The following is a 24,058-nucleotide window of genomic DNA, read 5'->3' as shown; positions in this document are numbered from 1 at the left end:
AAACCGAAGGACGCGGCGAAGAACCTCGGCGCCCGGATACTGTCGCGGAGCAGCCACTGTCCACCAACGTCAGGGGGCACACGGAGGGCTTCCTGATGGGATGTTGGTACCAAGTCGAAACATCGGGGTTAGTATCGGCCATGCATGACCCGGAGCGTGGGGAGTTAAGGCGTCGGCTGGAGTTGCTCGTGCCGTTCCTTCGGGCCCTCGGATACCGGACGATTGCAACGTACACCGCGGCTTGAGTACTCACTGCCCTGCCCGACCCTTCCTTCCCTGTCTCGTACGCCCGTTTCCACCGCACGACCCAGGGCCTGACTTACCATCCGCATGGCCCGGTGTACTTCACGATTACCCGATCAGGGGAGCTGGAGCTCGGCACTGGCATCGGAATCCCTCTCCCGGACGCCATGCTCAAGTACGTGCAGCTCGCGCGGGAACAGGACCTGGAGGACGCCGGCCCGGAAGAAGGAGCGACAGAAGAATTCCCGCCGGCGCGTCTCGTTCTCGACACGGACGCGTCCAGGCTATACATCGCAGCCGTTAGCCCGATGCGCCAGACCAACTCGCGTCCGAGCTTCCTCCCAGTAGAGCAATACATCGAAGATCGGGCGCAGCTGTTTATTGAAGCCTTCCGGGCCGCGCGCTGAAACACCAGCGCCGGCATCAAGGTGGCCACCTCTACACGGAGCGGCCTCTACAGGGAAGCGGCCGGGAACTTCTTCCATTGGCGGTGGAAACGGGCCTCGGCGTCCAGGGCGACGGATTGTTCCAAGGCGTGAAGCCGGCCATAGCTGAACCCATTTTCTCCCTGAACGAAAGCTTCGGCACCGAGCCTGCGCAACAGGTCCCGGGTGACGACGCTGTCCTGGTGGTCGCCCAGGATCTTCTGGACGCCGTGGGCGGCATCCACAAGTCGGGCGGCGTTCTCCGAACTTATGGGCGTCGCGGCCTCGGCGGCGTACCGCAGCCGCTTGCCGTCCTTCCGTGCCTCGTGCAGGGCCGGATGGTCACCGGTGCCGGCAGGATGTTTCTTGGCGTCCCGGACCGCCGTTCGCAGGCGCTTGATGTCCCGTTGGACCAGCCGGGGAATTACCTTCCGTGCCGGTTTGGACGCCATTGGCGCCAGGGGCGGGGCGGCTAGCAGCGACTCGAGGGCGTCCAGGAGGCGGAAGTAGCGCGGCCTGTCCAGTGCCTTCAGGACCTTGGTGTGGGCCTTTTGGTAGTCGGCTCCGAGCTCAAGATCGATCCGGCGGGTGACCGGTCCCATGACAAGCTCACCTGGCTCTTCGGCGATCATGTCCTTGAGACGGGCATGCATGACTTCGGCGTCGCGGGCCTCGCCGAGCACACCGGCGAGCCACTTCAGTTCATCCCGGAGGGAGTTGACAGAGCCAGTGTCGGCCAGCAGTTTCCGGTATGTCGCCAGCACTGAGCGCATCCTGCGGGTGGCTACGCGCATTTTGTGGACCGCGTCGGGGGCGTCCAGCCGGACGAGGGGGTCCTGGGCCTTGAGTTCCCGTACCTGTTCGCCGAGGTAGGCGAGCATGACATCCGCCGCTGGGCTCTTGGGTTTCGGTTGCGGTGCGACGTCTGAAGCTTCCTGCGGATCCCGGCCCAGCGCGCGGGCCAGCTTGGAGGGATGGGCGGAGGGCCGGATGCCCACAGCTGCCAGTCGTTCCTGCCCGGCATCAAGCAGGTCCCGGGAGCCCTCGACCAGTTCGATTTCCCACTCACGCCAGTTCCGGAGGGCCCGTTTGGGCGTAAGGGTCTCGGCTTCAACCTGGTCATCACTTACGCTGGCGAGAACATCGCCCTTCTTGTTCAGGAGGTGGTGCACGATGCGCCTGGTCTTCAGCCTCGCAACCGTGCCCAGGGCCCGTTCCCTGGTGTGCACGCGCACGAGCTTTAGGAGCGGTTCGGGAACCCCGTCCTCGACTTTCCCGAGCGGTTCGTGGAATTCCCTGCGCTCGTCCCCGGCTGAGGGCAGTTTCAGATGCCATCCTGCGTCCTCGCCGCCGGTTCGTCGGCGGAGTGTTATCTGCGCGGATGCCAGGCGCAAGTCCCGGGTATCGAAGTATTCGGCCTCCAACCGGTGCTCCACGGGCTTGTCCGTCCGGTCAACCCCGGGCAGTTCCTGTAGAGACGGAAGAAGGGCCGCATCCTCTACATCAAACTTCCGTTCGATCTCAACAACATGTGTCGCGGCCATAGCAAATTCTACGTCCCCGGCTGCCGGGCAGGACAGCAGAAACTGCTGCAGCCGCCCGGCCTCGCAACAATCGCCCGGCCTCCGTCACCTGTCCCTTGGGAGCACACGAGATGCTCACCCGCGGCGGGCCCCACCGGGAATTGCGTCCGTCAGGGGCGGAGGAGGTTGGTACCGCTAGCGGTCGGAGTGCTGTCCGGGGAATTCGCGATGGAGCCGGTTCCGGGCACTGTGCTCGACCAAGGTAGGTATGAAGGTTCGGATGCGGCCTGTGTCCAGGGTGTCGTACTCTTCCCTGACGATTTCCTCGATCTGCGCCCGCGGGGCCACCGGGTAGCGGGCCGCCAGCCGGCTGACGACGACTGTGACAATATGGTCCTTGCTGTCCTCGCTCATCAGCCACGTCTGAGTCACCCACTCGTAGACGTCAAGGAAAGCAAACTGGCGGTTCGTTCCACTTCGCCCGCCAGAAATCAAAAGCTAGCAGGCGCTATCCGCGGCTCCTACTTCGTGATCAACGGTGAGTACTGATGAACTGACTTCCGCGCCCGGTGCCACCACGGGGTGGTTTTCGCCGTCTCGCTTTCGGAATACATGGTTCTCGCAGCTGCCGCCGCGATTGTGCGCTGGTGCTCGATCCGGGCATAATGCGCTGTTGAATAGGCCGATATCTTGAACCTCATCAGCTCGAATACCTCACGGCGGGCTAGTTCCGGTTTAGTGATACCGATTGTCCCTGGTTGGGCGTGTCCGGAGCCGCCACGAGGTTGGCCCCAAGTCCGGCGAAATGGAAAATTCGCTGAAACTACAGGGCAGATACGCCCAGTTCCTGGCACGTGCTCTAGCCGTTGCCGACCACATGAACAGCCAACCCCATCCGTGTCAGAATCAGCGTGAGCAACTCTCGAATATCCTCCCTCCGCCCGCGCAGCACGCGATGCCGCAACGAGCCGGATCGTCGGTCGCCGAGGTTGCCGCAAGCCACTCCGTGTACGTCTCACAGCCCCAAGCCGTGGCTTCGCTGATCAAGGAGGCGGCGCGTCGCGGCTAGCAGGCATCCAGGCACTGTCAGCCCGTTACGTAGTCGGCTCCCGGGCCCTTGGCACGGTCACGGATGTGGATCCACTCGGTGCAGGCGCAACGAGGTCTGGAGTTTACTGGTGTGGGTAGTGCGAACCACCCATAGGGGGCATTGTCCCTCTGGAAACGCGAGCCAATAGCGCGTCGGCAGCTCCCGCCTTTATCGCTGGCGGCGGCAAGCGCCGACGAGCGGGATCGGCGGGACGCTAGGGAGAGTGCGAAGAGGATCCCGACTATTAGCGCGACTTGGGCGATGCCGAGGACGTTCGCACCTACCCAGGTGGTCGCGGCGCAGGCGGCCGTGGCCACGGCGGAGTCCAGCCAGGCCGCGACGCCCGCAGCCGCGACGGACTGTCGGAAGGCGGCGACCCCGGCAACGTAGATTCTCGCCCTGCCCGCGAGGAACACTGCGGCCGTCAGCGGAATGTGGTCGAACGGGTGCTCGAGCACATCGACGAGGCTGGCGGAGATCATCACGATGCCGCCGAGGATTGGTATGAACGCGTACCCGAACGCGAGCCCGGCGAGTGGAACGACACGTTCGCGGGGCGCCACTTGGAGGGCCCGGTCGGACGCCGTGTCCGCTTCCGCAAAGTACAGCGTCCAGAGGGTGGCTGCGAGGCCGAGGCCAAGCGGTGCGGCGATAATGAGCGAAGGGCTCAGCACGCGGCTACCTATCCCGAGACCGAGCGCGACCATGGAATCGCCGAGCGGGACGATGAGTACAGTGCCGTTGCGCTCGACGAAATGGTTTGGCCATAGGGAGAAATTGCTATATCGGCCCAGCTCCAGCAAGCCGACGTGTAGGGCAGCCGCAGCGCCCCACAGCCACCAGTCTGCCGGGCCTTCAACGAACCCGGCGATGACGATGAGGACAGCGGACCCGAGGTTATCGGCCGCGATCTGGCGCATGGCCTGGGTAATGCCGCGTTCGAACCCATCCGGAACATCGCCAGGTGCACGGCAACGACGACCAGATAGGCGATCCCGAACGTGGGTCCGTGTTCGCCGAACGCGTGTGGCGTCGCCAGCGCCATGACAAGGAATCCACCAGGGGACCGCTGACTTCTTCTTTCACCGTGAGGTGAGTGAGCCCGGCCTCGGGGGAGAGGGTGAAGTTGCGGGCCCGTTTGAGCAGGCCAAGCGGCAGGCGGCTGGTCCAGGTCATGACTTCTCCGGGAATTTTGCTGGATACGGAGCCGCAGGCTTCGGCCGCCGGCGTCGGGGGTTTTGATCCGGATGGTTCCGCCGTTGCGCAGCTCACGGTCGATGGCGGTGATCCCGGATTCCCAGACGGTGAGGTTTCCCGCTATCGGTGATGATCTCCCAGACGGTCGAGGCCCGCGCGTCCACCGGAAAACGGTCCTGATCGGGGGACAAGTTGAAGGCTTTGCCTGCCGCAGTGGCGTAGGAGCCCAACGGCGTTGCGGTCGCCGCCGCTGCTCCCGGCTCCGAGCAGGCGGCCACAGTGAGTACCGCGATGAGTGCGAAGGCTGCTCCGGCTTGCCGGGAGGCCATCGAGTAGATCGTTCCCGGCGGCGACAGGGGCATGGCGGAACTCGTTCTCGACGAGCCGGTGCTCAAGGACTACGCTCGGCTGCCGCACCTGGCGTACCTCGATGTCCCGGATCCCCGCGCGGCCGTCCCGAAAAAGCACCGCAGACGCCTGTGGCGTGCGGATCCACGTGACCGACCCGCCGTCGTAGCCCCGCTTCCGGCACGTGGGGTCGTACGCAGCTCCGGTGGGCAATCCCGACTCCCGGAGTGTGCGGAGCACTCGAGTGGCTAAGTGGGAAGCCTGCGAGGAAACAGGTACTGACTACTCGTTATTTCAGTACATTTCCAAAGATAGACTTGCCTCAATCCGTTGTCCTGCAAAGCAATCTCGGGGGTCTTCAATGTCTATCATTGTTGAATCGATCCCGCTGGATTCAATTCGGGACTCATTTATTTTCCTGATTACTGCCGGGCGCTTGCCAATTTGTGTAGGTGGAGTTTGATGAGGGATCCACAGCGTATGCCCGGCTTCATTGCCGTGATTCTGACCCTCCTAATTACGGTTAACCATTTTGTTGCCGGGACCGCGACACAGGCGGCGGCCGCGGATGCAGTGAATTTGGTGACCAATGCCTCGCTGGAACTGGGAGAGGGCGAACCCGCCTGCTTCAAGACGTCAGGGTGGGGAACTCCGGGGACCTGGACCTTTGCGGCGGGTCGTAACGGCGGGCGGTCATTCTCGCTCACTGTCCAAGGCTACACACACGGCGACCGCAAGCTTCTTCAAAAGGAAAGCGCCGACTGCGCCCCCGTTGTGGAGCCCGGGCTGACCTACGCGATGACGATCTGGTACCAGTCCACGGCGGAAGTGTCACTCACAATGTTCAGGCACACGGCCCAGGGGTGGAGCTACTGGGGTGACACCGAGCAACAGCCGGCGGCTGCGACCTGGACCGCAGCCACGGCCCCGACCCCCGTGATTCCCGAAGGCACCGACCAAATCGCATTCGGGCTGTCGCTTGGAGCTAGCGGAACTTTAGTCACTGACGATTATTCTTTGACTGAAATTGCGATAACCCCACCCAGCGATACCGGAGAATTGATCGCAAACGGCAATTTAGCTGATGGCGCAATAAATCCTACCTGCTTTAGAATCGCCGGATGGGGTGACCGCCAAATTACTTCGTCGCTTTCAGCTGATGTCCCGGTGAATTCGACTGCAGGCACACGCTCTTTCGATTTGAACGTCGGTTCATACGTCTCCGGGGATGCGAAACTAATACAGTCCGACCCTCCCGGCTGTGCCCCGGCCGTGCTTCCTGGAACTGAATACGATCTCCGGATCGACTATAAGTCCACAGCACCGGAGGGTGCGAGCATAACTGTGTTCAGTCATACGGCCACCGGCTGGCAATACTGGAGGGACCTCAAAAGGCTGCCGGGTGCCGGGGAGTGGACAACGGCGCAGGCCCGAACCCCCGCTGTACCTGCCGGGGTTGACCGCATCTCCTTTGGCCTGTCCATCTGGGGCAGTGGTTCGTTGAAGACCACCAACTACTCGATGGTGAAGTTTGATCCGGCCGGGCCGCCTCCAGCTGGCGGACCAGAGCTCGTGGGCTCCTGGGAGGTGCTGTCCACTCAACTCCCCGTCCGCGCGATTCATTCAACGATGCTCTACGACGGACGGCTGCTACTCATCGCAGGCTCAGGCAACGACGGGGAAAGCTTCACGGCCGGATCGTTCAAGGCTGTTGTCTGGACACCGACGACCAACGCCTTCAAGGAAATAGCTGTTCCCTATGACATGTTCTGTGCCGGACACGTTACCTTGCCCGACGGCAAGGTCCTTCTCGCCGGCGGCACCGACGCGTTTCCAACCACCGACGACGGGCCCACAGCCTTCAAGGGATCCAAGAAGAGTTACTACTTTGATCCTTCCGACGACGCATTCCATCAGCTCGGGGATATGACTGGCGCCCATTGGTACCCCTCCCTCACCAAACTCGGCAACGGGGACATCTGGTCGGCGGGCGGTATTGACGAAAAAGCCAAGGGCACGGTGCTCACCGAAATGTTTGACACCTCAGCCATGGACTGGCTGCCGCAAGACCAGGTTCGGCAGACCTGGAGTTACTGGGGAACGTATCCCCATATGTTCCTGCTCGACGACGGCAAGATGTTTTACACTGGCGGCCACACCTTCGGCAATGGCCTGCCTGGCACAGGATCCAGTATTTACAACTGGGCTACCGGGCAAATATGGGATGTTCCCGGCCTGCGTCAAAAGGACATGAGGGATCAGGCAGGCTCCGTCCTCGCGGGCCCGGCACAAGACCAGAAGCTGATGATTGTGGGCGGCGGCAATACTGACGGAAATACTCCCGCCATCAGTCTCGTTGACATCATCGATTTTAGGCAGCCGAACCCGCAGTATGTCCCGGGTCCGGATCTTCCCGGCCCGGGTAAGACGTACGTCAATCTGATCAACCTCCCCGATCGAACAGTCCTGGCGGCAAACGGCTCGCAGCTGAACCGCGCAGCCAACGTTCAATCCGCTGCCCTGTACCGCCCTGCCGCAAACAAGTGGACGCCCGTTGTGGCCGACCCCGTTGGCCGGAATTACCACTCGACGTCCATCCTCCTGCCGGATGGCAGGGTGGCAATCATGGGCTCCAATCCCATGGATAACTCGTTTGAGTTCCGGATCTCCGTCTACAGCCCGCCGTACATGTTCATGGGAGCGCGCCCCACCGTCACAACGGCACCCGGCAATGCCACTTATGGGCAAATCATCCAGCTGGGCGTCACAGGCGACGTAACGGCCGCCTCCTTGGTGGCGCCCATGTCCTCGACTCACCAGACCGACACCAACGCGCGCCTTGTGGACCTGCCTCTTGCAGGCAGCGACGGCACCCGTTCAGCACAAATACCAAACAACCCTAATCTCCTCCCGCCCGGGCCCTACATGCTCTCCGTCCTCAGCGCTGATGGTGTTCCGAGCGTCTCACGTTGGGTGTGGATTGCATGAAAGCACAAGCCAGGACTACGACCCGCAGCAGGCGTTGGATCCCCCTGCTCGCTGCCACGGGCATTGCCGTTTCAGCAGCCGTGATCTGGGGAGGGGCCTCCGATGTCGAAGGGAGCAAGCCGGGATTGGGCAACAGCCCCGAGGTTTCTTTGGCCGAGGCAGGAAAAGCTGAAGTCGGGCAGGCAGCCGATGCCAAGCCCGGGCGTCGGGACAATTCTGCTGGGCTGAAGGAGCGACGGGCGATCAACCCGGCGGACGTTCTCGCCACCGAAAACTTGTCACTTGGTGGATGTCTCCCTCAATACGGCGAGGCTGGCCAATGTCTCCCGGCCGTTCCACCCAGCCTTAGCCGGCATCTCCAGGAAATGAAGAAGGCCGGCGTGGACCCTGCTTCCATGCCGCATTCCTGGACCTGTAGCGAGGTTCGCGACTACTTCAAGGACGGACTGATAGTCCGCAAAAAAAATACTGACCCGCAGAAACTCGATGTCAGCAACGACGGCATCGCCTGTGGTCCTGATGACTGATCGCGCCGATCTCAGCTAAGCCTGCCCAAGCCCGCCCACTTCATTGGAGTCCCATGATGTACACCGCCGCGCTGGCCTGTGCCTTCGTCGTCTTGATCGCATTGGCGTTGTTTGCGATCGCGCTGTCCACTCTCTACCTGAACACATACGCATGGTGGGATCCCAAGACGCAGGTCAGCACGTCATACTCCGGCCTGCAGGAGACGGAAACCTGCTCCTTTTCGCTGATCATGCCTTGCCGGAACGAACGCGAAGACGTCATGCGAGCCACCCTGACTGCACTTCTGGGACAGACTCATTCGCACAAGGAAGTCATCATTTCGGTTGGCCATGACGACCTTGAAACCGTGCAGACCGCACATAAGCTCGCCAGCGAGTTCCCGGACCTCGTCAGCGTAAGTGTTGAGGTCGGTGAGGTAAAAAACAAACCTCGGCAGCTGAACAAAGCGCTGACCATGTGCCGAAACAGCGTGGTCGGGGTGTTCGATGCCGAGTCGATCGCCGCAGAAGCGTTGCTTGCCCATATCGACAGCGTCTTTTGGACCAGAAACGCGGACGTGGTCCAGGGCGCGGTGCAGCTGATTAACTACAGGGACACCTGGTACTCGCTGCGCAACTGCCTCGAGTACTTCACCTGGTTCAGGTCCAGGCTGCACGCCCATTCCAGGCAGGGCTTCCTTCCCCTGGGGGGCAACACGGTCTTCATCAAGCGTGACCTCCTGAACGAGGTGGGAGGGTGGGACGGGAATTGTCTCGCCGAGGACTGCGACCTGGGCGTCCGGCTGTCCACGCTTGGCAGGAAAATCATCGTGGCCTACTCGCCTGAGCTCGTCACGAAGGAGGAAACTCCCGATACCCTCAGCGCTCTGGTCCGGCAGCGCACGCGCTGGGCACTTGGATTTATGCAGGTCCTCGCAAAAGGGGACTGGAAGAAGCTTCCCACCAGAAAGATGCGCGCCATCGCCTGGTGGACCCTGATGCAGCAGCATCTCACGGCCTTCGCCGGGGTCTGCATCCCGGTTGCGATCGTGGCGGCCGTCTGGGGCGGGTTTCCGCTGGTTGTGACGCTGGTGACCTTCCTGCCGCTGATTCCCACCCTGGCAACCATCGCGTTCGACATATGCATGCTGCAGGAATTCGGGAAGGATCATAAGTTCGACATCACCTGGTACGACTATTTCCGGCTTGTCGTCGGCACGCCGTGCTACCAGCTTGTCCTGGCGTTCTCCGCCCTCCGTGCCCTCTTCAAGTTCCTGCGCCGCGATTTCCGGTGGGAAAAGACCGACCATTCCGGCGCGCACCTCTCCTACATCGATCAGAGCGTACCTCTGCCAGCCCGGCCTTAGCCGGCCATATCTTTCCAGGAGGCAACCATGGCTGCATTGGAGCTGGAACCGACTTCGACCGCCAATGGACCCAACATCAGCAGATCGCCCCAGCATCGCGGCCCGGCTCCAGGCGCGCCGTTCACCCTCCTTGGGCTCTCATTTTGGGACAGGATCACTATGGCGGGGCTCGCCCTCGCTGCCGCCGTGCTGAGTCTCTGGAATCTGACCGGTTCACCAAGCTATCAGGACGACGAAGGCACCTACACGTCCCAAGCCTTCGCGGTGCACTCGGGAAATCTGGCCCCCTACACGTACTGGTACGACCATCCGCCCCTCGGATGGATACAGATTGCGGCTCTGAACTGGCTGCCCACACTGCTTGGCCTGGGCGACGGCACTGCCATCGGTGCCACGAGGTACGTAATAGCTGTGTTCTTCGTGGCCAGCGCGCTACTCCTTTACATGCTGGCCCGTCGCATGAAGGTGCGAATTCCCTTCGCGGCCCTGACGACTGTGATCTTCATTCTCTCCCCTCTGTCCCTCGTATTGGGGCGCCAGGTCTACCTTGACAACATCGGAGTACCATGGCTCCTGATGGCGTTCTACCTGGCACTGTCGTCGCGGGACGCCCTCTGGCACCACGTCTGCGCAGGAATCTGCTTTGCCGTCGCAGTGCTCTCCAAAGAGACGCTCGCCATCTTCGGCCCGGCGCTCTTGCTCGCCCTGATGTACAGGGCACGCTGGAGCAACCGGTCGTTTTCCGTTGTTGGATTCCTCACCGTCGGCGGGCTGATTCTCGCCTTCTACCCCCTATCCGCTCTGCTCAGGAACGAGCTGTTGGCAGGCCCGAACCACGTGTCTCTCCAGGAGGCCCTGGCCTACCAATTCCTCGAGCGTTCAGGTTCCGGAACGATTTTCGAGGCCCGTTCCAGCCGGGCGGAACTGCTGACTGGCTGGCTGTACTTCGACAAATACCTCGTCGCAGCAGGGCTTGTCGCTGCCGGTGTGTGCCTCTTGCGCAAACGGTCCCGCGTCATCCCCGTGTCGATTGTGTCGTTCGCCATCCCGGTCGTGCTGGGCCAGGGCTACCTTCCGGCGATGTACATCATTGGTGTGATTCCGTTCCTGGCCCTTGCCCTCGGCACGGGGGTGGACATCGCGTGGACCGGAATGGAAAAGCTCGGGCACCAACGGGCAAAGCTCCGGCACACGCTGCGCGTAGGCTTCGTGGCTCTGCTCTCCGCATCCCTGATCCTGATGTCCGTTCCCCAGTGGTTTGAACAGGACAGGGCCCTGCTGGTTGCGGAAACGAATACAAACTGGCGCAACGCCATGACCTGGGTACAGGATAACGTCCCGCGCAGTGATGTGGTCCTTGCACCGTACTCCATGTGGTACGACCTGAATGCAAGCGGCTGGCATGACGCCTGGACGATGATCGCGACCGAAAAACCCGACCTCGACGAACGGTTCGAGACAGAGCATCCCGGGGGATGGCGGGAGATCGACTGGATCATCGTGGGCCCATCCGTCACGGCCAACATCGACCGACTGGGCCTGAGCCGCGCTGGGTCTGCCCTGCAACACTCCGAACCGGTTCAAACTTTTGGCGAGTGGAGTATTCGCAAAGTCAGCGAGCCAGCGCCCTCACAGGATACAAATCGACAGGAGCTGGCGCCGTGAAGCTTTCAGTAATCGTTCCCACGTACAACGAGGCGCCCAACGTCGGGCAACTCATCCGCCGAACGGCGGAGGCATGCCGCCACATTGATGCCGAGATCGTCTTCGTGGACGATTCAACGGACAATACTCCTGAGCTCATATTGCATGCCGCCTCCCGCACGCCTGTGCGCGTCCGCATTATCCATAGGGGAGCGCCGGTTGGCGGGCTGAGTGGAGCAGTTATCGAGGGGATCACCTCCAGCTCGGCGGAATGGTGCGTGGTCATGGACGGCGACCTCCAGCACCCACCGGAGTTAATACCGGATCTTCTCGCGGAGCTCGAACGCGGCGGGGGCGACATCGTGGTGGCCTCCCGGTACTGCGGCCGAGGTGGCGGCGCCCACGGCCTTTCGAATTGGTATCGCCGGGCCGTGTCTACCGGAGCGACGCTCGTAACCAGAAGCCTGTTTCCAGGAAGACTGCGCGGCTGCTCCGATCCCATGACCGGCTTCTTCGCACTCCGGCGCACGTCTCTGGACTGCAACGCCCTCCAACCCAGCGGGTTTAAGATCCTTCTAGAGATTCTGGCCAGGCAGCGTCTTGCGGTGTCCGAGATTCCGTTCGTCCTCGGGAAACGGACCGCGGGAAGATCCAAGGCGAGCATGAGCGAGGGCCTGCGCTTCATTCGGCAGGTGGGAGAGCTCCGCGTGGGTACGGCCGGACTTTTTGCGGCAGTGGGTGCGGTTGGCACCGTGTTGAACGTCATCATCATGGCTGTTTTGCTGGGCATGGGGGCACACTACGTCGTAGCCGCGATCGTTGCCGCGGAGCTGACAATCGTGTCCAACTTTTTGCTGCAGGAGCGCCTTGTTTTCGCCCTTATTCGCCACAAGGCGAAGGCATGGCGCACGCGCTTCATTCAGTCCTTCAGCTATAACAACGTTGATGCCCTGCTGCGGCTGCCTGTCTTGATGCTTGCAGTCGAAGCCTTTATGATCAACAGCGTCCTGGCCCAAGCAGCGACGCTTTTGGGTGCGTTCGCCCTGCGCTACCTCTACCATTTCAAAATCGTTTACACCTCCCGGCCCGCGGCCGCGGAAAAGGCGACCGTCCCGGACCGAATCCACGGGGCACTCGACGAGAACGTATACGGGGGTCCTGTTCCGTAGCACTGGAGGAGCCGGTCAACCAACAACCGTCAAGCCCGCGGCGAACCCTACTCCATGGCGACTCGTCCGGATGCCCGGCGCCGCGGCTACGCAAACAGGGTGCTGCGCTCGCTGCTGGGGCGGGGGCGGCATAAGACATGCCGCGAAACCCGAGGCCTGCAAGGCACGTACTCGAGACGGCAGCCCTGGTTGATGCCTCAAGGAGCAGACCGGCTCGCCCGTGTTCAGTAGCCTGCTCTCGGGATGGTATCGAATGCGCCGTAGAGAGAACTCGACGGGCTGCGTATCGGTGCATGAGAGCATGGGCTTGACCGCAAAGTTGACCGGGAGGTCATTTCGGTTTTCGGGACGTGAGGTAGGAGTGCCGGAACTTCAGGCCCTTCAGGACGATCAGGTTCTTGCAGTCCCGGGTCTTGGCGGGGAACCAGTCATGTGCCAATGCGTCGGCCTCGTCGACCACGATCAGCAGGTCCCAGTCGGGCTTAGAGAACTGGTCCCGCGGAGTGCCCGGCCTATTGGGCGCGGGAATACACGGAGGTGCCACCGACACGAGGAGCAGGCTGAGGCCTGACGCCGTACCACCGCTGTCGGCGAGATGGATGGCCGAAGCGCCACCTCGGATCCGCTGCCGCCGCCCTGGTGGTTGGTCGTTGCGTGAAGGCCTATCGGCCGTCCCCGAAGCCTAACGCTGCCGCACTCATGACACTAAAAGGCCTCGTCCGGGAGGCTCAACAGCGCGCGCAGCGCTTCGCAAGTGCCGCCATGATCGAGCCCTACTGGAACATAGGGCGGACCATTCTGGACACCAGAGGAACAAGCCATGGGGGAACAAGTACTCGATCGGCTCGCACGCGACCTACCCGCCGCTGAACCCAGTCGGCGACCAGTCGGCCGCCAGGAACCTAACACCACGATGGTGAGCGGCAAGAGTTGATGAATGTTTCGTGGGGTCATCGAACATGGACATGAACCTGCGTGTTTCAGAAGCCGGTGACGGCCGTCCGGGTGAGCCTACTGCGAAGGCGCAAACCGCCAAGTCGGTGCTTCTTGGTCAAGTTGCCGGTTCGGACGCCCAGCGTTACCGGCACAGGCAAGAAATCAGCGCGGGCCTGGACTTTATAATGAGGCACGACGCCGGGCTGCTTAAGCGCCTTGAGGATGCCTGAGTTCTCGCCTCGAATACGACGACATTGTAGCCTCGCCAGGTCTTCTTCTCTGCGACGCCTTGCCTAGCCACAACCCTCATGGGTGTGACGGCTGTCCCTTTTGCACGTCCAACAAGTGGCGGCCCGCAATATAGCACTTGAGTTGTAGAACACCTGAGTTGTATTATGGACTCGATGTGGAATGTTGACGTGGGACTAGTTGAGCCGTGGCTGTTAGGTCTTGACCAAGACTCGTATGAGCAGATTGTTGCTGCATTAGAGCTGCTCGCCGAGCGCGGACCTCAACTTGGTCGTCCATTGGTCGACATAGTGGTTCGTTCACGGCATAAGAACATGAAGGAGCTGCGGCCGGGATCGAGCGGGCGGTCGGAACTGCGAATCCTGTTTGCCTTTGATTTGGAGCGGCGGGCGATCTTGCTTGTCGCGGGGGACAAGGCGGGCAACTGGAGCAAGTGGTACAAGACGAACATTCCGGTTGCTGATGACCTGTTCGATGATCATCTGAGGATTCTGAAAGGAGGGGCATAGTGGCGAAGTCCATGGAGGAACTACTGGCAAAGCGTCCGGTTGACCGGGCAGCTGTGAATGCCCACAAGAAGCGCATGGTCGATGAGGTCCGGGCCTACCGGCTTCGGGAGCTCCGCGAGGCCTCTGAGCTGACGCAGGTCGAGCTGGCTGGGCGCCTGCATGTCAGCCAAAACAGGGTGTCCCGCATCGAGCACGGTGACATTGATCGTGCCCAGGTCGATACTTTGCGGAAATACGTCGAGGCGCTCGGCGGCCGGCTTCGTGTCGAGGTTGAGCTAGGCGACGAACGAATCCAGATCGCCTGACGAATCGACTCGGAGTGATCCGCGACGGCAGCCGTCCGCCCCGACCGCGAGGTCTAAAAGGTGGAAAAAGGGGTGTGCACAATGTGCACTTCGAATCGTCGTATATCGGTCGGATCGGCCCGGATTCCGCATGTTCCGGGACTTCCCAGTGTTCGCAAGGGGTGGAATGCAGTTCGAGTCCCACCTCGGGCACGCGTTACCCTCGTCAGAGGGGTTTTTGCTTTAATGTGTGGACATTGGGTTGACCGGCGCTGCCTCGATCCGTACCCGGAGGTCGTGGGGTCCTGGTTCGGGCATGTCCAGTTCGATATCGATCAGGCTGCATGGGTCTTCGATGGGCAGGGCACGGTTGAAGCGATTGTACGGACTCTGGTCATTCTGGACTCCTGGGTATTCGAAAAGGCAACGGAGTGTTCTGGGGCGGGGACTGCGTTCTCGATCGGTGGAGGGAGCCAGCGGCTGGGCCTGGCATTGACGGGCGGCGGCCACGATGAACGTGGCCGCCGTATCCAGCTGGCCCACGCTTAGTGAGCGTCGATTGCCGCAACGACGATTTTGCCCAGCGTGTGGCCGGACTCCACGATGGCATGTGCTTTGCGAAGATTCTCGGCGTTGATCGGGTGGAACGTGTGAGTGATCGTGCTGCCAATGATCCCCGCGTCGACCATCGAGGCGACCTTGTTGAGCAGGTGGTGCTGCTCAATCATGTCCGGTGTTTGGAACAGGGAGCGCGTAAACATGAGCTCCCAGTGCCACGTGAGGCTCTTGCTCTTTAGGTGTGCCACGTCGACATGACCCGGATCGTCAATGGCCACGATCTGGCCAAACGGTTTCAGGATCTCCACAAAAGCGTCCAGTTGGCCGGCAGAGTTCGTGGTGAAGATATAGTCCACGCCCTCGGGCGCGACACGCTGAACATCCTCCCGTAGGGCTTCTCCATGCCTTACGGTCCCATGGGCTCCAAGGGAGCGGACCCACTCCTGGCTTTCTTTTCGGCTGGCGGAGGCGATGACATGCAAACCCGGAATGAGGGCTCTTACCAGCTGGATCACCATGGACCCGACGCCACCTGCACCACCGATCATGAGCAATGTCCCGGTACTTTCCGGGGACAGCCCCAGTTTGACGAACAGACCCTCCCACGCGGTGATGGACGTGAGCGGCAGTGCGGCGGCCCGTGCGAAGTTAAGGGTTTTCGGCTTACCTCCAACGAGTCGCTCATCCACCGCCTGGAATTGTGCGTTGCTTCCCCCACGATTGATGGCTCCCGCGTAATAGACATCATCACCTGCCTTGAACAATGTCACCTCGGGGCCAACGGCGCGGACAGTCCCGGCTGCATCGTAGCCAAGCACCGTGGGAATCCCTGCAGGGTCCTTGCCTGAACGTACTTTCACATCAACAGGATTGACGGAAACGGCATTGACTTCCACCAGAAGATCCTTCGGACCGACTTCAGGCAAGGGGAGCAGGACATCTTCAAGGCTGGCATCATCAGAAATCGGAAGGTTCTTCGTGTAGGCAACTGCGTTCATAGTATTGGTCATGAAACCATAGTGATCCAAGGGGAATAGTTACCGTCAAGGGCCCTGAATTCCTTTTTGGTTAGCGTGGAAGCACGAGACTACTCTTACTGACGGGTAATCAAGTTTCGTTCACCCAGGGGTCCGGGTACGGCCGTCGGATGGTGGCCAGGACCTTTGGCAGGTGGTTTTGCTCCCGGTAGGCAGGAAAGCAGGGCACCTAGTGATGGCGAGTGCTGTTCACCACTGTGCCCGTCGTCCGATCCACCGCATAAGCGACGGCAGCACCGCCGGCGTAGGCCAACAAATCCGCGGTGCCGAACGTGGTTCCAAGGACCAGCCGAAGGGGCGGCCAGAAGTCTCCTAGTTCGGCAGGAAGACCAGTGAGCTGGAAGAGTTCGATCATCACGCAGACTGTAACGGCTGCTGCTGCAATCAGTGCCTTGGAATTCGACGGAATCAGGATGGCCACGAGAATATAGACCAGAACCGCGTACAGGCCATCACCGGCAGGGCCGGTCCACGCCGCATCGCTGAGCGTGCGAATGCTCAACCCGAGCACAACGCTGATCAGCCCGGCGATGCACAGCAAGGCCCGTCTGACTCTTGAACGCCCCGGCTCGAGAGAAGAGCTCACTGCCCCCAGCCTCCATTGTCGAAGTTGCCATTTCCCTCCCGGTGCGGACCAGCGAGAATCTTCGCATTCAGCCTAGCTCAGCGCTCTGTTGCGGTAGACGAGCTGGCCGCCGACGGGGGGACTCCGCCTGAAGGCGGGGCAGTTGGGTTCTTAGGCTGTGGCTTTCGCGGGCCCGAGACCTGGCTGATATTGGCCTTCCTCCCGCATTGCTACAGTGAGCCCATGAGCATGGCTAGAGGGGAAGAAAACCCGCCGGACGCCAAGGCAGGGGGCCTGCCGAACGGTCCAGTGGGAGACGGTCCGGCTGGTGTTGCGCCCGCAACAAGGACGGTACGGAATCCTGCTTCCCGGCCCTCTATCGCGCCGACTGTCCCGCTGTCTCAGCGGCTTCCCGCCTGGTTAGTCCGGAATCCGCTGCATGCAGGCTGGGCGTGGACGGGTTTTTGGGCGTTGCTGATCATCGCTGACGAATTCGTGGACCTGGCCGGCTGGACCTGGTACGTGCTTGTGGGGATGGCTGCCCTGCCCACTCTGGCCTGCACGGTGGCGGTGCTCCATGCGACCCCGCGCCGATACCTCAAGCCCCAGAAAGAATCGGTGCTCGCGCACTTCTTTGTCCGGTTCCTCGCGCTGACGGCTGCGTTTATGGTGTGGGGCCTCTCCGTGGTGGCCAGCGCCTCGATTTCCACAACGGTGCAGGCACTGGCCGGGAACTCGGAGCGTGCCGTGACGTCGTTGGGGTTCAACCTGCTCCTGGCGGCGGTCCCCCTGGTTGTCTCAGTGTTGTGGATGGCGCTTATTGTCCGCTGTGCGTGGTTCCTGCGCCGTCTCCGAGGCTGGCGCCAGAACCCGCAAGATTCGCGGCTGCCCAAGAGATTCCTGCGGCGTTCGCCCCAACTCCGGCGCGTTGTGGTGGGTCTCGCCCACCCCGGCCTGCTTCTGGTGGCTGGGCTTGGCACGTCGGTTCTGGCACTCTTCCTAAGCGCCGTGGAACTCACCCTCAACGTGATTGCCTGAGGACCGGCAACTTCACGGAGGTATCTAGTAGAAATGCGTGGCGCCGCGAAGCAGGCTCACTGCTGAAGCCGGAGTGGATCAAAGCGACGGTCCAAACTGTTCTAGCCAACTGGAGTCGAGCTGAACCCGCCATTCCAGGGAGGCCAAATTGAGCTGAACCCTGGATGGAGCTCGACGGATTGTTCGCACTCCGCCTCCGCCCTATCTGGGTGGCCTGGCGGCCGGCTCGGATGGCGCACCCAGCGTCGTCGAGAATTCCATGGCGACCTTGGCGGCGAGGGCTCCTGCCTGCTCGAGATGACGGCCGAATCGCTGTTTGGGGGCGCTGACGTTGAAGGCGGCGACAATTCGCTGCTTGAAGTCGTACACCGGTGCTGAAACACCGACAACCCCCAGTTCGAATTCTTCATCCACGACGGCATATCCGCGCCGTCGGATGAGGGCGATCTCTTGGCAAAGGTCATTAAACGTCTTGATTTTGGACGGAATGTGTCCAGTCGCCGGGCCCTGACCTGCCTCCAGCGCCAGGGGGGACAGCTCCTGCTGTGGCGCTCTTCGCTCACCCGCGGCTTGGGCGGCGTGGTTGTCGTACCAATCGCGGAGAGCGGTGCGGTCCCAGTCGCTCACGAGAACCCTGCCGGCGGACGTTCCCCAAGCGTCGACGCTGACGCCTTCCCATCCCAGGGCGCGGTAGGTGTGGTTGGACATTTCGCTCTTCAGTGTGAGCACAGTGCCGCCGCGCAGTACGCAAAGGTGCGTCGTCTCGTGCGTGGCTGCGGAAACCCGTTTGAGGTACGGCGCAGACGCGCTGACCATCCGCGCCTCCGCGGTCCTGGCCGCCAGTGCATAGAGTCCGTAGCCCAGGGTGTACAGGAGGCTTTCCGGATCCCTGTTGACCAGTCCGGCTTCAGCAAGCGTGGCGAGGGTGCGGGAAACCTGGGCTTTGTCGCGTCCGGCAATTTCGGCGACTTTGCTCACGCCTAGGCCCGAGGCGGCGACGGCTTCGGGGGACCCCAGAATTTCCAGCAGTTCGAGGTCGCGCCTGAGTCCGGAAGAGTTACGGCGCGCGGGGCGGGCAGTTGTTCCAGGGGCGCCGTTCGCGCCGTTCAATGAGTCAGTCACAGTACGACCATAACAAGGGGGCGTTGACATATCAACAACTGATATTGCGCAAAAGGGAACGACGGCCCTACGGTTGTGGCATGGCTCACGCAGATGTAAGCCACGATCCTTGACCCGACGAAGTGAAAAGGAGGATCACGTTGAACGACTCGTTCATCTCGGACTTCGGTACGTTCCTCACGAAGAGATCGGCAGACATCGCCGAATCCGCCACCGAGCACCTTGTGGTCGTTTTGGTTTCCCTGCTGATCGCCACGGTAGTCGGTGTCGGCATCGGAGTGCTTGTCTGGGACAAGCCGATTTTCCGCTCGGTCGCCATCGCCGGAGCGGGTGTAGGCCTGACCGTCCCGTCCATGGCCTTGCTGGCAATACTCATCCCGGTCCTTGGACTCGGTTGGACGCCCACGGTGGTGGGTCTCGCGTTCTACGCACTGCTCCCCATCATCCGTAACACCGTGGTGGGGCTGCGTGAAGTACCGCCCGCCGTCTCTGAATCCGCCCTGGGCATGGGCATGGGCAGGGTCAAGACCCTCTTCCGCGTCCAACTGCCCATGGCCTGGCCCGTTGTCCTCACCGGTGTGCGGGTTTCCGCGCAGCTTTCCATGGGAATCGCCGCCATTGCGGCCTACGTGGGCGGCCCCGGCCTGGGCGAAATGATCTTCAAGGGCCTGTCCAGCCTCGGCTCCAAGAACGCCCTCAACTTCGCGATCGTCGGCACAGTCGGCGTCATCGTCCTTGCACTCCTGCTGGATGGAGCGTTTGTGCTCATCCGCCGCCTCACTACCTCAAGGGGACTTCGTGTCTGAACCAATCTCCCGTCCGGCCGCCGGCGCCCGGATTGTCCTGAAAGACGTCACCAAGACCTACCCGGGCCAAGCAGGCCCCGCCGTCGACTCCTTCTCCATGGACATCGCGCCCGGCGAACTGATCATGTTCGTGGGACCGTCCGGCTGCGGCAAGACCACCACCATGAAGATGATCAACCGCATCATCGAGCCCACGTCCGGGTCCATCACCATCGACGGCGAAGACATCCTGTCCCTGAACCCGAACGAACTCCGGCGCCGGATCGGCTACGTGATCCAGCAGATCGGGCTGTTCCCGCACATGACCATCGCCGAGAACATCTCCGTGGTCCCCAGGCTGCTCGGCTGGGACAGGAACAAGACCCAGGCCCGCGTCGAAGAGCTCCTCTCCGTCGTCGAACTCGACCCGAAAACGTACGCCTCCCGCTACCCCAGGCAGCTCTCGGGCGGCCAGCAGCAGCGCGTTGGTGTGGCGCGGGCCCTCGCCGCCGATCCTCCCGTCATGCTCATGGACGAGCCCTTCGGCGCCACGGACCCCATCACGCGTGAAAAACTGCAGACCGAATTCCTCCGGCTGCAGGAAAAACTGAGCAAAACCATCGTCTTTGTCACCCACGACTTCGATGAGGCGGTCCGGCTCGGAGACCGGATCGCGGTGCTGTCCGAACGCTCCCAGATCGAGCAGTTTGACACCCCGGCGAACATCCTGGCCAACCCCGCCAACGACTATGTCACCCAGTTTGTGGGCCACGGCGCCGCCCTGAAGCGCCTCGGCCTCATCCCCGTCCATCAGGCGGCCCTGGGACCCAACGTCCCCGTCCGCGGAGCCATCGAAGTCAGCATCAACGATTCCCTCCGCGACGCCCTGGACTCGCTGGTGCTCTCCGGCGGAACCCCGGTGGCCGTGGTCAACGGGCAGGGACGGGTGGTGGGCTCGATCGACATCGAAAAGATCTCCGCCGTCCTGGGTGCAGAGATCCTTCCGCCGGCACTTGCCGCGGGAGCCCTTGCCGGGGGAGTCCGGCCATGACGGCCCAGGCCACCCGCGACCTTTCCACGGCCTTTGGAACAGCGTCCAACCGCCGCGGGAAGTACTTCTCCTTCAAACGGTTCGGCACCCCGATTGTCATAGCCCTGGCCCTGCTCGCCCTGTTCCTGTGGATCTCTTCACTCTCCCTGGACTCCATCGAACTGCGGACCCTGAACTGGCAGTACCTGCAGGACCGGACCTTCGAGCACCTGCGGCTGACGGTGGTGGCTTCGGCGATCGTGGCGGCCATCGCCATCCCTGCCGGCATCGCGCTCAGCCGGATCCACTCCAAGGCCGTCCACGCCGTCGTCTTTGGCATCGCGAATGTGGGCCAGTCCACGCCGGCCATCGGCCTGGTGATCCTGTTGGCGATCGTCTGGAAACTCGGCTTCGAAGTGGCGCTGGTGGGCCTGGTGGCCTACTCCGTCCTGCCAGTCCTGCGGAACACGCTCGTGGGACTGGAGCAGGTCGATTCAAGCCTCACCGAGGCCGCCCGGGGGATGGGCATGCGCCCACTGCAGGTCCTCACCCGGATCGAACTGCCGCTGGCCATCCCCGTGATCGTGGCCGGGCTGCGCACCGCCCTGGTCTTCTGCGTGGGCGTTGCCACCGTTGCCACCTTCATCAACGCCGGCGGCCTGGGCGACATGATCGTCAACGGCCTCAAGCTCCAGCGCTGGCCGGTCCTGATCACCGGCGCCGTGGTGGTCTCCTGCATCGCCCTCACCATCGACTGGCTTGCCGGCCTCGCCGAGGACCTCCTCAAGCCCAAAGGCACCTGACCCTTGCTTCCCATCACACCAAAGGACCCCATCATGAAGAAACCCGTTCTCGCCCTCCTGGCCGCCGGCGTCGTCGCCGCGCTGGGCCTCACCGCCTGCGGCTCCGCCACCTCATCCACCAGCGACGGCAAGGGCAAGGAGCTGGCAGGACTGACCGGCGTCTTCGGAGCCAAGGACTTCTCCGAGCAGTTCATCCTGTCGCACATCACCAGCCAGGTGCTTAACGCCCACGGCGCCGAAACCACCACCAACACCAGCGTGGTGGGCTCGGCCAACGTCCGCACCGCCTTTGAAACGGGGCAGTTCGCCGGCTACTGGGAGTACACCGGTACGTCTTGGATCACCTACAACAAGCAGACCACCCCGCTGAAGGACAAGAAGGAGATGTTCGACGCCGTCAAGGCCGCCGACGCCAAAAAGGGCATCGCCTGGCTGGACCCCGCGCCGCTCAATAACACCTATGCCTTCGCCGTCCGGGAAGACAAAGCCAAGGAACTGAACATCAAAACCCTCTCCGATGTCGCCAAACTCCCCGCAAAGGAGCAGACATTCTGCCTGGAGAGCGAATTCTCCACCCGCGACGACGGCTGGCCGGGACTGCAGAAGGAGTACGGGCTGAGCCCGGAGGCGAAGGTCTCCATGCTGGACACCGGCGTCATCTACACCGCCACCCAGAGGGGCCAGGACTGCAACTTCGGCGAAGTCTTCGAAACGGACGGCCGTCTCGCGGCTCTTAAGCTTCAGGTGATGGAGGACGACAAGCACTTCTTCCCTATCTACCAGGGCGCCCTGACCATCAAGGCTGAGGTCCTGGCCGAGTACCCGGCCATCGCCGACATCATGGCCAAGGTCTCCCCGAAGCTCACCACCGAGGTCATGCAGCAGCTCAACGCCAAGGCTGACGTCGACGGCGACGATCCGGACCAAATCGCCAAGGAATGGCTCGAATCTGAGGGACTGATCTAACCATGAGCACTCAAACACAGACCGCCGGCCAGGCGCAGGTGCTGCACCTGAACCAGGCGGACGTCCAGATCGGCGAATCCTTCATCGGCGACGGCGTCAACGCAGCCCACGTCAACACCGTCCTGGGCCACCGCAACGGTCCCGCCGGCACCGCATGGGCCACAGCACTCGCCACACCCAGCGCGGGCCATGTCCCGTTCGTCACCGTCCTCCGTCCGTCCCTCCCGGTCAAGCCGCTGACCCTCTTCGTCACCAAGGCCGCCCCCGCCGGCGACCGGCACGGCCTCCTGATCTGGGGCGCCGCCCAGGCCGGCATCGCCGCCGGCGTCGCGGACGCCCTGGCCAACGGCACCGTCACCGAAGAGCAGGCTGACTCCCACGTGATCATCGCCGCCGTTTGGGTCAACCCCTCCGCCGACGACGATGACGCCGTTTACCGCAACAACCGCGAATCCGCACGTACCGCACTGGAAAACGGTGCCCGGCACCTGCCCGCCACGGCGGCCGTGATCGAGGCACGCAACTCCCCGTCCAATCCCTTCTTCACCCCGCGAGGCTGACTGCAATGAAGATCACCGCAATCCGGCTGACCCGCATGGTCCTGCCGTTGGACCCGCCGTTCAACGCCGCCTGGGACCCGGAACCCCGCACCTCGTTCCCGGCCACGCTGGTGGAGGTGGAGACGGACGAAGGCATCACTGGCGTCGGCTCCGGCGACACGATGGACGGCTTCGAAGCCTACGAGCACTTGTTCATCGGCACCGACCCGATGGCCATCCTTAACCAGGTCCGCCGGATCGAAACGATCAACTTCCATGGCGGCCGCTACTGGCCCCTCGAAGCAGCGCTCTGGGACATCATCGGCAAAGTGGCCGGCCTCCCGGTTGCCACCCTGTTCGGCGGTGCCCGCGACCGGCTGGTGGCCTACGCCTCCTCCGGGGAATTGATGGCCCCGGCCGCCCGTGCCGAGTCGGCGCTCGCAGCCAAGGACCGCGGCTTCAAGGCCATGAAGATCCGCATCTCCCGCGACCGCCTCGAGGAGGGCCTCGAATCCGTCCGCGCCGCCCGCGAAGCCGTGGGCAGCGGCTTCGACCTCATGGTGGACCTGAACCAGATGTGGCGCATGAGCGGGGACATCGAACCGGCCCTGGAACTCGCCAAGGTCCACCGGCTGGCCGCCCAGCTGGCCGAACTCGACGTCCGCTGGCTGGAAGAGCCGCTGCCGCAGGCCGACATCAGGGGCGCGCAGCGCGTCCGCGAGCAGACCGGCATCCAGGTGTCCGGCGGCGAAATGGTCCGCAGCATGAGCGAAATGATGGCCCTGATCGAAGCCGACGCCTACGACATCTACCAGCCGGACGTGGCGCTGGCCGTGGGCATGTACCGGGCGCGCCAGGTGGCCGAAACCGCCAACCTCAAACACCGCTTCTTCACCCCGCACACCTGGAGCAACGGCCTCGGACTGCTGGCGAACCTGCACGTGGCTGCTGGCGTGGACGCCGGACCCTATCTGGAGTTCCCCTATGATCCGCCCGGCTGGACCCCGGAGCGCCGCGACTTCTTCATGGAGCCGCTGGACATCGACAGCGACGGTTCGCTGCGGGTCCCGGACCTGCCGGGTCTGGGCGCCGTCATCGACTACGACGCCGTCAAGAAATACTCGGTCTAAGGAACAG

General features: G+C 62.5%; 24 protein-coding genes. 17 read left to right on the top strand and 7 right to left on the bottom strand.

Features of this window, described 5'->3' with window-relative positions; genetic code table 11:
- The first annotated feature begins 338 nt into the window (after positions 1-338).
- The gene (locus ACX80V_RS03405) at positions 339-650 is read left to right on the top strand and encodes a hypothetical protein (RefSeq protein ID WP_485841950.1); all 312 of its coding nucleotides are present in this window, start codon (positions 339-341) and stop codon (positions 648-650) included.
- Positions 651-697: 47 nt separating this feature from the next.
- Here the strand turns inward: ACX80V_RS03405 and ACX80V_RS03400 are convergent, their stop codons facing one another.
- The 3 genes from ACX80V_RS03400 to ACX80V_RS03390 form a co-directional block, all read right to left on the bottom strand.
- Entirely contained in the window at positions 698-2,212 is a 1,515-nt protein-coding gene (locus ACX80V_RS03400; RefSeq protein WP_485841949.1) for a CYTH and CHAD domain-containing protein, read from the bottom strand.
- A 174-nt stretch (positions 2,213-2,386) separates the two neighbouring features.
- On the bottom strand, positions 2,387-2,605 hold the full coding sequence (locus ACX80V_RS03395; RefSeq protein ID WP_485841948.1) for a three-helix bundle dimerization domain-containing protein: 219 nt from the start codon (positions 2,603-2,605) through the stop codon (positions 2,387-2,389).
- A 672-nt stretch (positions 2,606-3,277) separates the two neighbouring features.
- Positions 3,278-4,201 (bottom strand): low temperature requirement protein A, encoded by a 924-nt coding sequence (locus ACX80V_RS03390; protein WP_485841947.1) that lies wholly within the window; start codon positions 4,199-4,201, stop codon positions 3,278-3,280.
- A gap of 637 nt (positions 4,202-4,838) precedes the next feature.
- On the opposite strand from ACX80V_RS03390, the gene ACX80V_RS03385 reads away from it, so the two are divergent.
- The 6 genes from ACX80V_RS03385 to ACX80V_RS03360 all read left to right on the top strand — a co-directional run bounded on the left by ACX80V_RS03385 (position 4,839) and on the right by ACX80V_RS03360 (position 12,500).
- The gene (locus tag ACX80V_RS03385; protein ID WP_485841946.1) at positions 4,839-5,078 is read left to right on the top strand and encodes a hypothetical protein; all 240 of its coding nucleotides are present in this window, start codon (positions 4,839-4,841) and stop codon (positions 5,076-5,078) included.
- Between the two features lie 228 nt (positions 5,079-5,306).
- Positions 5,307-7,814: a galactose oxidase early set domain-containing protein gene (locus ACX80V_RS03380; protein ID WP_485841945.1), complete on the top strand. Its 2,508-nt coding sequence runs from the start codon at positions 5,307-5,309 to the stop codon at positions 7,812-7,814.
- A complete protein-coding gene (locus ACX80V_RS03375) occupies positions 7,811-8,341 on the top strand; it encodes a hypothetical protein (RefSeq protein WP_485841944.1) in 531 nt (176 codons plus the stop codon). The genes ACX80V_RS03380 and ACX80V_RS03375 overlap by 4 nt, the downstream gene beginning before the upstream one ends.
- A gap of 56 nt (positions 8,342-8,397) precedes the next feature.
- Positions 8,398-9,687 (top strand): glycosyltransferase family 2 protein, encoded by a 1,290-nt coding sequence (locus ACX80V_RS03370; RefSeq protein WP_485841943.1) that lies wholly within the window; start codon positions 8,398-8,400, stop codon positions 9,685-9,687.
- 27 nt (positions 9,688-9,714) lie between these two features.
- Complete coding sequence (locus ACX80V_RS03365; RefSeq protein WP_485841942.1) at positions 9,715-11,352, top strand: glycosyltransferase family 39 protein; 1,638 nt, start codon at positions 9,715-9,717, stop codon at positions 11,350-11,352.
- A complete protein-coding gene (locus tag ACX80V_RS03360) occupies positions 11,349-12,500 on the top strand; it encodes a glycosyltransferase (protein ID WP_485841941.1) in 1,152 nt (383 codons plus the stop codon). Before ACX80V_RS03365 ends, ACX80V_RS03360 begins: the two co-directional genes overlap by 4 nt.
- A gap of 331 nt (positions 12,501-12,831) precedes the next feature.
- Here the strand turns inward: ACX80V_RS03360 and ACX80V_RS03355 are convergent, their stop codons facing one another.
- Entirely contained in the window at positions 12,832-13,050 is a 219-nt protein-coding gene (locus ACX80V_RS03355; protein WP_485841940.1) for a hypothetical protein, read from the bottom strand.
- Between the two features lie 409 nt (positions 13,051-13,459).
- Between ACX80V_RS03355 and ACX80V_RS03350 the strand changes: the two genes are divergently transcribed.
- The 3 genes from ACX80V_RS03350 (at position 13,460) to ACX80V_RS03340 (ending at position 14,499) form a co-directional block, all read left to right on the top strand.
- Positions 13,460-13,666, top strand: a complete 207-nt coding sequence (locus ACX80V_RS03350) for a hypothetical protein (protein ID WP_485841939.1) — start codon at positions 13,460-13,462, stop codon at positions 13,664-13,666.
- A gap of 189 nt (positions 13,667-13,855) precedes the next feature.
- Positions 13,856-14,194, top strand: a complete 339-nt coding sequence (locus tag ACX80V_RS03345) for a type II toxin-antitoxin system RelE/ParE family toxin (protein ID WP_485841938.1) — start codon at positions 13,856-13,858, stop codon at positions 14,192-14,194.
- Complete coding sequence (locus ACX80V_RS03340; RefSeq protein WP_320538102.1) at positions 14,194-14,499, top strand: helix-turn-helix domain-containing protein; 306 nt, start codon at positions 14,194-14,196, stop codon at positions 14,497-14,499. Before ACX80V_RS03345 ends, ACX80V_RS03340 begins: the two co-directional genes overlap by 1 nt.
- Before the next feature lie 524 nt (positions 14,500-15,023).
- Here ACX80V_RS03340 and ACX80V_RS03335 read toward each other — a convergent pair.
- Together ACX80V_RS03335 and ACX80V_RS03330 are read right to left on the bottom strand one after the other, a co-directional pair.
- Complete coding sequence (locus tag ACX80V_RS03335) at positions 15,024-16,046, bottom strand: zinc-binding alcohol dehydrogenase family protein (protein ID WP_485841937.1); 1,023 nt, start codon at positions 16,044-16,046, stop codon at positions 15,024-15,026.
- A gap of 196 nt (positions 16,047-16,242) precedes the next feature.
- Positions 16,243-16,614 (bottom strand): ribosomal maturation YjgA family protein, encoded by a 372-nt coding sequence (locus ACX80V_RS03330; protein WP_485841936.1) that lies wholly within the window; start codon positions 16,612-16,614, stop codon positions 16,243-16,245.
- Positions 16,615-17,109: 495 nt separating this feature from the next.
- Between ACX80V_RS03330 and ACX80V_RS03325 the strand changes: the two genes are divergently transcribed.
- Entirely contained in the window at positions 17,110-17,676 is a 567-nt protein-coding gene (locus ACX80V_RS03325) for a hypothetical protein (RefSeq protein ID WP_485841935.1), read from the top strand.
- Positions 17,677-17,877: 201 nt separating this feature from the next.
- On the opposite strand, the gene ACX80V_RS03320 is transcribed toward ACX80V_RS03325, so the two are convergent.
- Positions 17,878-18,798: an IclR family transcriptional regulator gene (locus ACX80V_RS03320; RefSeq protein WP_485841934.1), complete on the bottom strand. Its 921-nt coding sequence runs from the start codon at positions 18,796-18,798 to the stop codon at positions 17,878-17,880.
- A gap of 140 nt (positions 18,799-18,938) precedes the next feature.
- On the opposite strand from ACX80V_RS03320, the gene ACX80V_RS03315 reads away from it, so the two are divergent.
- Genes ACX80V_RS03315 through ACX80V_RS03290 form a run of 6 tightly spaced genes read left to right on the top strand, consistent with a single transcriptional unit; the run spans position 18,939 to position 24,051 of the window.
- The gene (locus tag ACX80V_RS03315; protein WP_485841933.1) at positions 18,939-19,604 is read left to right on the top strand and encodes an ABC transporter permease; all 666 of its coding nucleotides are present in this window, start codon (positions 18,939-18,941) and stop codon (positions 19,602-19,604) included.
- Positions 19,597-20,634 carry an ABC transporter ATP-binding protein gene (locus tag ACX80V_RS03310; RefSeq protein WP_485841932.1) on the top strand — a complete coding sequence of 346 codons (1,038 nt, stop codon included), beginning with the start codon at positions 19,597-19,599 and terminating at the stop codon, positions 20,632-20,634. The genes ACX80V_RS03315 and ACX80V_RS03310 overlap by 8 nt, the downstream gene beginning before the upstream one ends.
- Positions 20,631-21,416 (top strand): ABC transporter permease, encoded by a 786-nt coding sequence (locus ACX80V_RS03305; protein ID WP_485841931.1) that lies wholly within the window; start codon positions 20,631-20,633, stop codon positions 21,414-21,416. The genes ACX80V_RS03310 and ACX80V_RS03305 overlap by 4 nt, the downstream gene beginning before the upstream one ends.
- Before the next feature lie 33 nt (positions 21,417-21,449).
- A complete protein-coding gene (locus ACX80V_RS03300) occupies positions 21,450-22,382 on the top strand; it encodes a glycine betaine ABC transporter substrate-binding protein (protein WP_485841930.1) in 933 nt (310 codons plus the stop codon).
- 2 nt (positions 22,383-22,384) lie between these two features.
- Complete coding sequence (gene fae / locus ACX80V_RS03295; protein ID WP_485841929.1) at positions 22,385-22,942, top strand: formaldehyde-activating enzyme; 558 nt, start codon at positions 22,385-22,387, stop codon at positions 22,940-22,942.
- A 5-nt stretch (positions 22,943-22,947) separates the two neighbouring features.
- Positions 22,948-24,051 carry a mandelate racemase/muconate lactonizing enzyme family protein gene (locus ACX80V_RS03290; protein ID WP_485841928.1) on the top strand — a complete coding sequence of 368 codons (1,104 nt, stop codon included), beginning with the start codon at positions 22,948-22,950 and terminating at the stop codon, positions 24,049-24,051.
- The last annotated feature ends 7 nt before the right edge of the window (positions 24,052-24,058 follow it).

It is taken from the genome of Pseudarthrobacter arbutini, assembly GCF_054510915.1.
This window is presented reverse-complemented; position numbering and strand designations above follow the sequence as displayed.